The organism is Delftia sp. WSY_10, from assembly GCF_043104705.1.
In the GTDB taxonomy this organism is placed as follows: domain Bacteria; phylum Pseudomonadota; class Gammaproteobacteria; order Burkholderiales; family Burkholderiaceae_C; genus Comamonas; species Comamonas tsuruhatensis.
This window is the reverse complement of sequence record NZ_JBICKY010000021.1, coordinates 1-12322: the sequence shown is the minus strand read 5'-3', so window position 1 is coordinate 12322 and position 12322 is coordinate 1. Positions and strand designations below refer to the sequence as shown.

At 64.3% G+C, this 12322-nt stretch carries 10 protein-coding genes and 2 tRNA genes; 4 read left to right on the top strand and 8 right to left on the bottom strand.

Annotation, left to right across the window (positions count from 1 at the left end):
• Positions 1 to 18 precede the first annotated feature (18 nt).
• The 7 genes from ispC to rpsB all read right to left on the bottom strand — a co-directional run bounded on the left by ispC (position 19) and on the right by rpsB (position 5999).
• On the bottom strand, positions 19 to 1197 hold the full coding sequence (ispC, locus tag ACF8ML_RS11160; protein WP_047218936.1) for a 1-deoxy-D-xylulose-5-phosphate reductoisomerase: 1179 nt from the start codon (positions 1195 to 1197) through the stop codon (positions 19 to 21).
• Entirely contained in the window at positions 1194 to 2048 is an 855-nt protein-coding gene (locus tag ACF8ML_RS11155) for a phosphatidate cytidylyltransferase (protein WP_016447485.1), read from the bottom strand. Before ACF8ML_RS11155 ends, ispC begins: the two co-directional genes overlap by 4 nt.
• Before the next feature lie 13 nt (positions 2049 to 2061).
• A complete protein-coding gene (gene uppS, locus ACF8ML_RS11150) occupies positions 2062 to 2808 on the bottom strand; it encodes a polyprenyl diphosphate synthase (RefSeq protein WP_043792021.1) in 747 nt (248 codons plus the stop codon).
• Between the two features lie 35 nt (positions 2809 to 2843).
• Positions 2844 to 3404: a ribosome recycling factor gene (gene frr, locus ACF8ML_RS11145; protein WP_016447487.1), complete on the bottom strand. Its 561-nt coding sequence runs from the start codon at positions 3402 to 3404 to the stop codon at positions 2844 to 2846.
• Between the two features lie 43 nt (positions 3405 to 3447).
• Positions 3448 to 4170, bottom strand: coding sequence for a UMP kinase (gene pyrH / locus ACF8ML_RS11140; RefSeq protein WP_016447488.1), 723 nt, complete (start codon positions 4168 to 4170; stop codon positions 3448 to 3450).
• 65 nt (positions 4171 to 4235) lie between these two features.
• Complete coding sequence (gene tsf / locus ACF8ML_RS11135) at positions 4236 to 5132, bottom strand: translation elongation factor Ts (protein WP_016447489.1); 897 nt, start codon at positions 5130 to 5132, stop codon at positions 4236 to 4238.
• A gap of 114 nt (positions 5133 to 5246) precedes the next feature.
• Complete coding sequence (gene rpsB / locus ACF8ML_RS11130) at positions 5247 to 5999, bottom strand: 30S ribosomal protein S2 (protein WP_016447490.1); 753 nt, start codon at positions 5997 to 5999, stop codon at positions 5247 to 5249.
• A gap of 367 nt (positions 6000 to 6366) precedes the next feature.
• Between rpsB and ACF8ML_RS11125 the strand changes: the two genes are divergently transcribed.
• Positions 6367 to 7638, top strand: a complete 1272-nt coding sequence (locus ACF8ML_RS11125) for an FAD-dependent oxidoreductase (protein WP_047326725.1) — start codon at positions 6367 to 6369, stop codon at positions 7636 to 7638.
• A gap of 45 nt (positions 7639 to 7683) precedes the next feature.
• Complete coding sequence (locus ACF8ML_RS11120; RefSeq protein WP_047326724.1) at positions 7684 to 9264, top strand: NAD(P)H-hydrate dehydratase; 1581 nt, start codon at positions 7684 to 7686, stop codon at positions 9262 to 9264.
• A 6-nt stretch (positions 9265 to 9270) separates the two neighbouring features.
• Here the strand turns inward: ACF8ML_RS11120 and rnr are convergent, their stop codons facing one another.
• Positions 9271 to 11838: a ribonuclease R gene (gene rnr / locus ACF8ML_RS11115; RefSeq protein ID WP_047326723.1), complete on the bottom strand. Its 2568-nt coding sequence runs from the start codon at positions 11836 to 11838 to the stop codon at positions 9271 to 9273.
• A gap of 34 nt (positions 11839 to 11872) precedes the next feature.
• On the opposite strand from rnr, the gene ACF8ML_RS11110 reads away from it, so the two are divergent.
• Positions 11873 to 11957, top strand: a tRNA-Leu gene (locus ACF8ML_RS11110).
• 159 nt (positions 11958 to 12116) lie between these two features.
• Positions 12117 to 12201 (top strand) — tRNA-Leu (locus ACF8ML_RS11105).
• Positions 12202 to 12322: the final 121 nt, after the last annotated feature.

Below are 12322 nucleotides of genomic sequence, written 5' to 3'. Positions count from 1 at the left end.
TGACCTGCGAAGCCGGCATCACAGCTGCCACTGCCGCGCCACGGTCTGCGCGATTTCGCGCGCCTGCGCGTCCAGGGCCAGCAGGTCTTCCAGACTGCCCAGTGTAGGCGGCAGCAAGGTCTCGAGCGTGCGCAAATTCACAGCGTGGATACGGTCAAATGCCAGGCGCCGCTCCAGGAAGGCGGCAACGGCGACTTCGTTGGAAGCGTTGAGAACCGCCGTGGTTCCCTCGCTGGCGTGCAGCGCCTGCCAGGAAAGGTGCAGGCCCGGAAAGCGCACGGCATCCGCCTCCTCGAAGGTCAGGGCAGACAGCTTGGCGAAATCCAGGGGCGCCGCACCGCTGGCGATGCGGCGGGGCCAGGCCAGGCCGCAGGCGATGGGCACGCGCATGTCGGGCGTACCCAGTTGCGCGAGCACCGAAGCATCCTTGAACTGCACCATGGAGTGCACGATCTGCTGCGGATGGATGACGACCTTGATCTTGTCAGGCGCCATGTCGAACAGCCAGCGGGCCTCGATCACCTCCAGCGCCTTGTTCATCATGGTGGCCGAGTCCACGGAGATCTTGCGCCCCATGGAGAAATTCGGGTGCGCGCAGGCCTGCTCCGGCGTGATCTCGGACAGGGTGGACGGATCGCGCAGGCGAAAAGGCCCGCCCGAGGCTGTGAGCAGCAGACTGTCCACGCGATCGGGCCAACTGGTGCGGTCTTCGGGCAGGCACTGGAAGATGGCCGAGTGCTCACTGTCAATGGGCAGCAGCGTTGCGCCGTGGCGCTTGACGGTGTCCATGAACAGTGCACCGCCAACCACCAGCGCCTCCTTGTTGGCCAGCAGCAGACGCTTGCCGGCGCGTGCGGCAGCCAGGCAAGGCGCCAGGCCCGCCGCACCGACGATGGCCGCCATGACGGCATCGGCTTCAGGATGCGAGGCGATCTGCTCCAGCGCGTCAGGCGACTGCAGCACTTCGGTGGCCAATCCATTGCTGCGCAGCTGCTCAGCCAGCAGCCTTGCATGCGGCGCGCTGGCCATGACGGCGTAGCGGGGCTTGAATTCGGCACACTGGCGCAGCATCAGGTCCACCTGCGTGGCCGCGCTGAGCGCAAAGACTTCGTAGTGATCGCGGTGGCGCGCCACCACATCCAGCGTATTGGTACCGATGGAGCCTGTGGAGCCCAGGACGGTGATTTTCTGCTTCATGAATGCGCGAAAGAGGAAAGCATCAGGGCCAGCGGCAGGGTCGGCAGCAGGGCATCGACGCGGTCGAGGACGCCGCCATGACCGGGCAGCAGGCCACTGCTGTCCTTGACGCCGACGCTGCGCTTGACCAGGGATTCGACCAGGTCGCCGACCACGCTCATCGCGGCCATGAAAACAACCGCCAGCAGCAGGAACCAAGCCCCGCGCGCCAGCAGCAATGAATAGAAACTGGGCACGGCCACCGCGTAGTGGCGGTCAGCCCAGACCCAGACCAAGGCCAGCACCACAACGCCTGCCATGCCGCCCCATACGCCTTCCCAGCTCTTGCCGGGGCTGATCGTGGGAGCCAGCTTGGATTTGGTGAATTTCAGGCCCAGGGTCCGTCCTGCGAAATACGCGAACACGTCGGCCACCCAGACCAGCACCAGCACCGACAGCAGGAAGTTGATGCCCATCATGCGCGCCTGCACCACGGCGACCCAGGCCAGCCACAAGGCCAGCACTCCGCCGACCAGGCGCACAGGCGCTGCAATGCGCGGCCAGCCAGCCACGCCGGCACGCAGCAGCGCCCCGCCACCCAGCACCCAGGCAGCACCGGCAACAATCCAGAGCGCAGACAGGGGACGCTCCAGCCAGCCGGCAGCCCAGGCGCCCAGGCACATCGCCGTGCAGATGGCGCCTATGCCGATGGCGCCCGCGGTGCCAAAGCCGTTGAGACGCCCCCATTCCCAGGCACCTGCCGCCATGAGCACGAGCACGACCACGGCGAACGGAATGCCTGTGGGATAGAACAGCGCAGGCAACAGGATGGCCAGCAGGATCAGGGCGGTGATGACTCGCTGCTTGAGCATGGCTCCCCCTTGTTCAGGACGTCTGCGGATGGGACGACGTCGGTTGTGATTGTTGTACTTGCGCGGAAGTCTGGCCGAAGCGCCGCTCGCGTGAAGCGAAAGCCGCGATGGCCTCGTCCAGGCAGGCCTCATCGAAATCAGGCCACAAGCTGTCACTGAAGAAAAGCTCGGAATACGCAGCCTGCCACAGCAGGAAGTTGCTGATGCGCATTTCCCCGCCGGTACGGATCAGCAGATCCGGGTCGGGCACATGGGCCAGCGCGAGCGCGCGGTCCAGGCTCTGCGGGGTGATGGGCTCGCCCTTCTCTGCCAGCCGGGCAGCTGCCTGTGCAATGTCCCAGCGTCCGCCGTAGTTGAAGCAGACGTTGAGAACCAGGCGATTGTTGTGCGCAGTGACGGTCTCGGCCTGCGCAAGGCCCGCGCACACTTTCTCGCCCAGGCCGCTGCGGTCACCGATGAAATGCAGGCGCACGCCGTCGCGGCTCAGTTGCTGCACTTCCTTGGCAAGTGCGTTGGCCAGCAGGCCCATGAGACCGGAAACCTCCTCTTCGGGACGGTTCCAGTTCTCGGAAGAGAAAGCGAAGACGGTCAGGACCTGCACGCCGCGCTGGACGCAGGCGCGGGCGCAGCGGCGCAGTGATTCCACGCCCTGCTTGTGGCCGGCCAGTCGCGGCAGAAAGCGGCGATTGGCCCAGCGTCCATTGCCGTCCATGATGACGGCAATATGGCGCGGCACCGCGCCGGAGTCTTGTTTGGTCAAAGGTACGGACCCTGAGGCAAATGAGGCAAGAAGCCTCAGACCGCCATGATGTCTTGTTCCTTGGCCGCCACCAGCGTATCGATCTCGGCGATGTGCTTGTCGGTCATCTTCTGGACATCGGCTTCGCAACGCTTTTGATCGTCTTCCGAGGCTTCCTTGTCCTTGACCAGCTTCTTGACGGCTTCGTTGGCATCGCGGCGCAGGTTGCGCACGGCGACCTTGGAAGCTTCGCCTTCATTGCGCGCCAGCTTGGTCATTTCCTTGCGGCGCTCCTCGCTCATGGGAGGCATGGGCACGCGGATCAGGTCGCCCAGCGAGGCGGGGTTCAGGCCCAGATCGCTTTCGCGGATGGCCTTCTCCACCTTGGCCGACATGCTCTTTTCCCAGGGCTGGACGCTGATGGTGCGCGCGTCAAGCAGGGTGACGTTGGCCACCTGGGACAGCGGCACCATGGAGCCGTAGTACTCCACATGGATGGAGTCCAGCAGCGATGGATTGGCACGACCGGTGCGCACGCGCGCAAGATTGTTCTTGAGCGCTTCGATGGACTGGCCCATCTTGGACTCGGTGGTCTTCTTGATGTCTGCAATCGTCATGTTCTTGTTCCTTGAAGAGCTGTGTAACGCGGTATCAAAACACTCAAGCGTACACCAGCGTGCCCTCGTCCTCGCCCATGACCACGCGCTTGAGCGCGCCAGGCTTGACGATGGAGAACACCCGGATCGGCAGCTTCTGATCGCGGCACAGCGCAAAGGCGGTGGCGTCCATGATGCCCAGGTTGCGCGAGATGGCCTCGTCGAAAGCCAGCTTGTGGTAGCGGGTCGCGTCGGGGTTCTTCATCGGGTCGTCGGTGTAGACACCGTCGACCTTGGTGGCCTTGAGCACCACCTCGGCGCCGATTTCAGCGCCACGCAGCGCGGCGGCCGTGTCGGTCGTGAAGAACGGGTTGCCGGTGCCGGCAGCGAACACCACCACCTTGCCCTCCTCGAGGTACTGCAGGGCCTTGGGGCGCACATAGGGCTCCACGACCTGCTCGATGGCAATGGCCGACATCACGCGGGCTGTCAGCCCCTGCTTGTCCATGGCATCGGCCAGGGCCAGGGCATTCATGACCGTGGCCAGCATGCCCATGTAGTCGGCGGTGGCACGGTCCATGCCGACCGAGCCGCCAGCCACGCCGCGAAAGATGTTCCCCCCACCGATCACCACCGCCACCTGGACACCAACCTTGGTGACCTCGGCAATTTCGGAAACCATGCGCTCGATGGTCGCACGGTTGATGCCGAACGAGTCATCCCCCATGAGTGCCTCACCGGACAGCTTGAGCAGGATGCGCTTGTGGGCCGGTGTGGCGTGGGTCATGGTGTTTCTCCGAAGTGGTGGATGATGATGGATGGTGAAGGGAACGGTTCGGTCGCCCGGAAGGATCAGGCGCCGGCCTTGGCGGCAGCCACCTGGGCAGCCACTTCGGCAGCGAAGTCGTCGACCTTCTTTTCAATGCCTTCGCCGACCACGTACAGGGTGAAGCCCTTGACGTTGGTGTTGGCGGCCTTGAGCATCTGGGCCACGGTCTGCTTGCCGTCGGCAGCCTTCACGAAGACCTGGTCGGCCAGCGAGACTTCCTTCAGGTACTTCTGCACCGAGCCTTCGACCATCTTGGCGACGATGTCGGCAGGCTTGCCGGACTCGGCAGCCTTGGCGGCAGCAACGGTACGCTCCTTCTCGATCAGCTCGGCGGGCACGTCGGCGCTGGTCACGGACACGGGCTTCATGGCGGCCACGTGCATGGCGACATCCTTGGCAGCCGTGGCATCGCCGTCGAACTCGACGACCACGCCGATGCGCGAGCCGTGCAGGTAGGAAGCCAGGCTGGAGCCTTCGAAGCGCTTGAAGCGGCGGAAGGACATGTTTTCGCCGATCTTGCCGATCAGGCCCTTGCGCACGTCTTCCAGCGTGGGGCCGAAGCCGTCCTGCTCATAGGCCAGTGCGCTCAGCGCGGCCACGTCGGCGGGGTTTTGCTCGGCGACCAGCTTGGCGGCGGCGTTGGCCATCGCGATGAAGCTGTCGTTCTTGGACACGAAGTCGGTTTCGCTGTTGACTTCGATCATGGCACCCTGGTTGCCATTGATGAAGGCGGCGATCACGCCTTCGGCGGTCACGCGCGAGGCAGCCTTGCCAGCCTTGGTGCCGAGCTTGACGCGCAGCAGCTCTTCCGCCTTGACCAGGTCGCCTTCGGCTTCGGTCAGGGCCTTCTTGCACTCCATCATGGGCGCGTCAGTCTTTGCGCGCAGTTCAGCCACCATGCTTGCGGTAATTGCAGCCATCGTATTTCTCCAATGTCAGTTCGATTCGTTACAGGATTTCGGCTTAAAAAAACGGGGCTACCCTGAGCCCCGCTTTTTATTCGGCGACGAGGTCGCTCAGCCGGACAAGCTCAATCAGGCAGCGGATTCTTCCACTTCCACGAACTCGTCACCGCTCTCGCCGGATGCGGCCTTGACCACGTCGGTCAGTGCAGCAGCGCGGCCTTCCAGGATCGCGTCGGCGATGCCTTGGGCGTACAGTTGCACGGCCTTGGCAGAGTCGTCGTTACCGGGGATGACATAGTCGATGCCTTCGGGATTGTGGTTGGAGTCAACCACGCCGACCAGGGGGATGCCCAGCTTCTTGGCTTCGGCCACGGCAATCTTGTGGAAGCCCACGTCGATCACGAAGATGGCGTCGGGCAGGCTGTTCATGTCCTGAATGCCGCCGATGTCCTTTTCCAGCTTTTCCAGTTCGCGAACGAACATCAGCTGTTCCTTCTTGCTCATGGCTTCCAGACCGGCTTCCTGCTGGGCCTTCATTTCCTTCAGACGCTTGATGGACGTCTTGACGGTCTTGAAGTTGGTCAGCATGCCGCCCAGCCAGCGCTGGTCAACGAAAGGAACGCCAGCGCGCTGGGCTTCGGCAGCCACCAGCTCGCGGGCCTGGCGCTTGGTGCCGACCATCAGGATGGTGCCGCCGTTGGAAGCCAGCTGCTTCACGAACTTCTGGGCGTCCTGGAACATCGGCAGCGACTTTTCCAGGTTGATGATGTGGATCTTGTTGCGGTGGCCGAAGATGAAGGGGGCCATCTTGGGGTTCCAGAAACGGGTCTGGTGACCGAAGTGGACGCCTGCTTCCAGCATATCGCGCATAGTGACGGACATATGAATACCTCAAAGGTTAGGTCTAAAATCCAGCCCGACAATTGCCCCCCGGATACAGGAAGCAACACCTTGAAGGGACTGGTTTGCGATTGACTTTGCAACGGGGGTTGCAAGCATGGGCAGGCATTCATGACGAACACCTCGCACCCCAAAGCCATCACCTGATCTCCGGCAATTCCGAAGAAAATCAGGGTGAACCCCTAGCAAAGCCGCAAGATTCTAGCATACGCCATCCCAAGACTGAGGCTTCGCACCCAACGCGCGCTCACACCCCGCATAGCCACGGCTGCCGCATCGGCCACACACTCCTGTAGTGATAGCTACATCCGCTTGATAATTCAGGCACTTCAGCAGATTCCACCCCAAAATGAACATCGCGATTGTGGGCGCCGGCAGCATTGGCGTTGCGACAGCCCACGCACTGGCCCAGGTCGGGCACGAGGTCACCGTCTACGAGCGCCATGGCACGGTGGCCGAGGAAGCCAGCTTCGGACATGCCGGCTGGCTGGGCCCCAGCCTGCTCCAACCGTGGAGCGTCCCCGGTCTCTCCACCACAGAACGCTCACCCACGCTTCCCGGCCGGCAGGCTTTGCCACGCCTCGGCTCCGGAAACCTCGCAGCCCAGCTGCGCTGGCTATGGCAATGGCGCCAGGCTGGGCGGCGCCTGCGCAAAGCCGGCGAACCCACAGCCACGATGGCGGCACTGGAGACACTCACCCAGCGCAGCCAGCAGTTCCAGCAATCGCTGTGGCGGCAGTGGGAGCTGGACCCGGAATATGTCTCCGGCAGCCTGGTGCTGCTGGGCAGCGAGGCCGACCATGAGCAACTGAAACCTGCACTGGCAGCGCTGGCCGAGGCCGGCACGCGCTGCGAGGCACTGGATGCCGCCCAGACCCGCCTGCGTGAGCCCGCGCTGGGCGAGGAGACCGCACTCGCAGGCTCCTTGTATTTCCCGCAGGCTGGCGCCGCCAACGGCCGCCTGGCCACGCTGATGCAAAGGCAGGCCGCACAGTCCGCAGGAGCACGATTCGAGACGCAACGCCTTGTGCAGCGACTGCAGCCCGGCGGCGCCGAGCGCACCGCTCGCCTGCAGCTGCAAGGCGAAGACACGCCCCGGTCGCACGATGCCATCGTCGTCTGCGCTGGCGCCGAGGCCGCAAACCTGCTCGCGCCGCTGAGCCTGCGCCTGCCCATGATCGCCCTGCGCGGCTATGGCATCAGTGCTCCGCTGCGCGAACAAGGCTACGCGCCCCGCCACGCCATCGTCGACTGGAGCGAGCAGATGACCCTGGTGCGCCTTGGCCAGCGCATGCGGGTCGTGGCCGGCGCTGAACTGGGCAGCCACGGCCCCATGCACGAGGCCACGCTGCAGCGCATGTACCACCGACTCAACATGGTCTTTCCCGGCAGCGCCGTGCTGACCTCGGGCGTTCAGATCTGGCATGGCACACGCATGTGCACAGCCGATGGACTGCCCCTACTGGGCGCCAGCGGTTTGCCCGGCATCTGGCTCAACCTGGGCCATGGCAGCTGTGGTGCCGCCATTGCCCAAGGCTGCGCCAGCATGCTGAGCGACCTGATGGACAACCGCACCAGCTTCCTGGACAGCGCATTGCTGGATCCGCGCCGCTTCGGCTGACCGCTGCGGACACCCCGCCCTGCGGCTGGCGGCTATGCTCAGGCCATGCTGCGCATTCCCACATCCACCGCATTGCCACTGTTCGATACAGTGGCCACACGCACCCTGGAACAGCAGGCCGCGGCCCGACTGCCCGAACACTGCCTCATGCAGCGCGCAGGCATGGGGCTGGCACGCCTGGCACGCGCCATCGCCCCTCACGCCAACCGCATCTGGATTGCCTGCGGCCCTGGGAACAACGGCGGAGACGGCTTGCAGGCAGCCGCCTGGCTTCAACAGCACCTGAACACGATGCCGGCACGATCCTGCAATTGCCGCATCCTGGTCAGCTGCGTGCGCGAACGCGTCCGCATGCCCGCCGACGCGCGTGCCGCATGGGATGCGGCCCACAAGGCCGGCGTGCAATGGATCGCCCACATGCCCCCTGACATGGGGCCTCAGGATCTGTGCATTGATGCCTTGCTCGGCATCGGCCTGCGCCGACCCGACACGGCAAGCCCACCCACCCGAAAAGATGACCGATTGCTGTCGCTGCTGCGCAGCCTGCAGTCCGGCATCAGCCCCGTCCTTTGCGTGGACATCGCATCCGGCCTGGATGCCGACACCGGGCAATACCTGCCTGGATTCGAGCCCATGAACCTCCCGGTCAGCGCACGGCATACGCTGGCTCTGCTGACACTGCATCCCGGCCTGTTCACAGGAAGCGGCCGCGACGCCTGCGGCCAGATATGGTGGGACGATCTGGACACAGGACTGGCAAGCAGCGCGCCACCCTTCGCCATCTCACCGTGCGCACAACTTTTCTCCCCGGAAGCCCGCGCCCCGCGTCCGCATGCCAGCCATAAGGGGAGCTTTGGCGACGTGGCCATTCTGGGCGGAGAGGGGCTGGAATACCGCGGCCTGTCCATGACCGGCGCCGCCTGGCTGGCCGCACTGGCAGCCTTGCACGGCGGGGCGGGACGCGTGATGCTGGCACTGCTCGATGCCTCGCACGGGTCAGGCCAGGCTATCTCCCCCTGGCCCGAAATCATGTTGCGCAGCCCCGAAGCACAAGACTGGCGCGGCGCCACTGTCGTGTGCGGATGTGGCGGCGGCATGGCGGTGCGCGCCTGGCTACCCCAAATTCTGGATCAGGCGCCCAGGCTGGTACTGGACGCAGACGCACTGAACGCGGTTGCCGAAGATGAGTCGCTGGCCCTGCTTCTGAAAGAACGCAGCCGACGCAGCCAGCACACGGTGCTGACACCGCACCCGCTGGAGGCCGCCCGCCTGCTAAAAATGAGCACTGCCCAGGTCCAGGCCCAGCGACTTTCAGCAGCCAGGCAGCTGGCGCTGCAATTCCACTGCACGGCGTTGCTGAAGGGCTCGGGCACCGTGATCGCCGGATCGCAGGGCGACGGCAATGCATCGCCGCCCTGCTGGATCAACCCCACAGGCAACGCCCGGCTGTCCACCGGAGGAACCGGAGATGTTCTCGCCGGGCTGATTGCCGCGCTATGGGCGCAAGGGCTGGACCCCGCGCAGGCCGCAACACTGGCGGCCTGGCGCCACGGCCATGCGGCAGACCAATGGCCCGCGCAAATGCCGTTCAGCGCCAGCGCGCTGGCCCAGCGGCTGGGCCAATAGACGCCCTCAGGGCTTGCGCCGGGGCTTGGATGTCTTGCCTGCCACCTTGGACTTGACGGCCCCCAAGGCCTTCTTACCCAAGGCGCGCAGCGCCTGCACCGGCGATGGCGGCGGCAACTGCGGCAGACCGTGGTCAGCATCGATGGCGACAGACTTGCGCGCTTCAGCCGCCCTGCCCTTGCGGGAGGCGCGTGCCGCAGGTACGGACGAACCTGGCACCACGGCCGGCTCACTCACGTCGCTTTGACGCACTGGCGCGGCCGGGCGGGACTGGGCACTCGCATATTCAGCCTCCAGCGCGGCCAGGTTCACGCCCTTGACCATGGCCTTCTTGGACGCCTTGCGCCCCTGCTTGCCGGAAGACACCGCGCCGTCGGATTCAGACCGGGCTCCGCCGGCACCGCCGGAGTTACGCTGCGCACGCTTTTCCTTGGCGTCGCGGCGCCCCCATTTTTCGCCCTGATGGGCTTCCGTGCGCGCCGGCGCCCTGCCGGAACGACCCGAAGCCGGCTGCTCTTCGCCGTCGCGCACCAGGCGGAAATCGATGCGCCGGCCATCCAGGTCCACACGGCTGACCTGAACGCGCAGCCGCGTACCTATGCCGTAGCGAATGCCCGAGCGCTCGCCCCGCAGTTCCTGGCGCGCCTCATCAAAGCGGAAGTAGTCCCCCCCCAGCTCGGTGATGTGGACCAGACCCTCCACATACATGGCATCGAGCGTGACGAAGATGCCGAAGGTGGTGACCGCAGAGACCACGCCTGCGAACTCCTCCCCCAGATGCTCACGCATGTACTTGCACTTGAGCCAGGCCTCGACATCTCGGCTGGCCTCATCGGCGCGGCGCTCGTTCGCGCTGCAGTGCAGGCCTGCAGCCTCCCAGGCCTGGACCTCGGCGGCGGGCGCGCGCTTGCGCGGCTTCTGGCCGGGTGCACTGACACGCGAGGCCAGACGCTTGGCCAACTTGGCTTCGGCCTCTCCAGGCGTGGGCAGTTCGGGCAGGCGATAGTGAGTGCCTTCAAGCTCGGCCTTGATCACGCGGTGCACGAGCAAGTCGGGATAGCGGCGAATCGGACTGGTGAAGTGCGTATAGGCATCGAAGGCCAGCCCGAAGTGGCCCGAATTTTCAGGCGTGTAGAAGGCCTGCATCATCGAGCGCAGCAGCATGGTGTGGATCTGCTGGGCATCAGGCCGGTCCTTGGTGGCATTGGCAATGGCCTGGAATTCGGACGTGGCCGGATTCTCGCCAAGCGCCATACCCACTCCCATGGCCTTGAGGTAGTTGCGCAGGATGTCCTGCTTCTCCAGCGAGGGCTTGTCGTGCACGCGGAACAGGCCAACGCGGCCGCTGTGCTCGATGAAGTCCGCGCTGCAGACGTTGGCGGCCAGCATGGCCTCCTCAATCAGCTTGTGCGCCTCGTTGCGCGTGCGCGGCACGATCTTCTCGATGCGGCCGTTCTCGTCACAGACGATCTGCGTCTCCGTGGTCTCGAAGTCCACGGCGCCGCGTGCTTCGCGCGACTTGAGCAGCGCCTGGTACACCCCATGCAGATTCAGCAAGTCGCCCACGCGATCGGAGCGCTTGGCAGCCTCCGGGCCACGCGTATTGGCCAGGATGGCAGCCACCTCGTTATAGGTGAAGCGCGCATGGCTGTGCATCACCGCGGGGTAGAACTGATAGGCATGGATATCGCCCTTTGCAGTGATCAGCATGTCGCAGACCATGCACAGGCGATCCACATCGGGATTGAGCGAGCACAGGCCATTGCTGAGCTTCTCGGGCAGCATGGGGATCACGCGGCGCGGGAAATAGACGCTGGTGGCACGGTCATAGGCATCGATATCGATGGCACTGCCCGTGGTCACGTAGTGACTCACATCGGCAATCGCCACCAGCAGGCGCCAGCCCTTGCCGCGCCCGACCTTGGCAGGCTCGCAGTAGACGGCGTCGTCGAAGTCGCGCGCATCCTCGCCATCGATGGTGACCAGGGGCACATCGGTCAGATCGATGCGATTCTTGCGATCGGCAGGCCGCACCCTGTCCGGCAGGGCCTTGGCCTGTGCCAGGCAGGCATCGGAAAACACATGGGGCACGCCGTACTTGCGCACCGCAATCTCGATCTCCATGCCGGGATCGTCGACCTCACCGAGCACTTCAATGATGCGCCCCACGGGCTGGCCGAACAGTGCAGGCGCCTCGGTCAACTCCACCACGACCACCTGCCCGATCTTGGCCGAACCCGTCGCGTTGGCAGGGATCAGGATGTCCTGGCCATAGCGCTTGTCTTCGGGAGCGACCAGATACACGCCGCTTTCCTGCAAGAAGCGGCCAATGATGTTGTGCGCAGGCCGCTCGATGATCTCGACCACGCGGCCTTCAGGCCTGCCGCGGCGGTCCTGCCGCACGATGCGAACCTTGACACGGTCCTTGTGCAGCACCGCACGCATTTCATTGGGGGGAAGGAAGATGTCGCCTTCGCCGTCATCACGGATGACGAAGCCATGTCCGTCGCGGTGCCCCTGCACACTGCCCCCGATTTCGTCGTTCGCGTCGGCACTTTTTGCGTGAGGGTTCATTTTCTTGGTATACAATCTAAATCTTTCCTGAGATGCCCAGGTGGCGGAATTGGTAGACGCACTAGTTTCAGGTACTAGCGGGTAACTCCGTGGAGGTTCGAGTCCTCTCCTGGGCACCAAGTTTAACGACAACCTGCAGAGGTTGCGGTGAACTGAGGAACTATCTTCACAAGAAGGTGGCTCCCTGGCTTCATGACTTGGCCGATCACAGTCTCAAGAAAAAAATCGAAGATCAGGACTTCGCTGCAAAAAATGCAGTAGAATTTCAGCTTCAGCAAGCCCAGGTGGCGGAATTGGTAGACGCACTAGTTTCAGGTACTAGCGGGTAACTCCGTGGAGGTTCGAGTCCTCTCCTGGGCACCAAACATGAAAAGGCCGTTGCACATGCAACGGCCTTTTTCTTTGCCGTTTCCGAAAAGCGACGTCACGCGCCTCTCGCCAGAAAAATTTCACGAAAATCTTTGCAAACCTGCCCGGCACATCG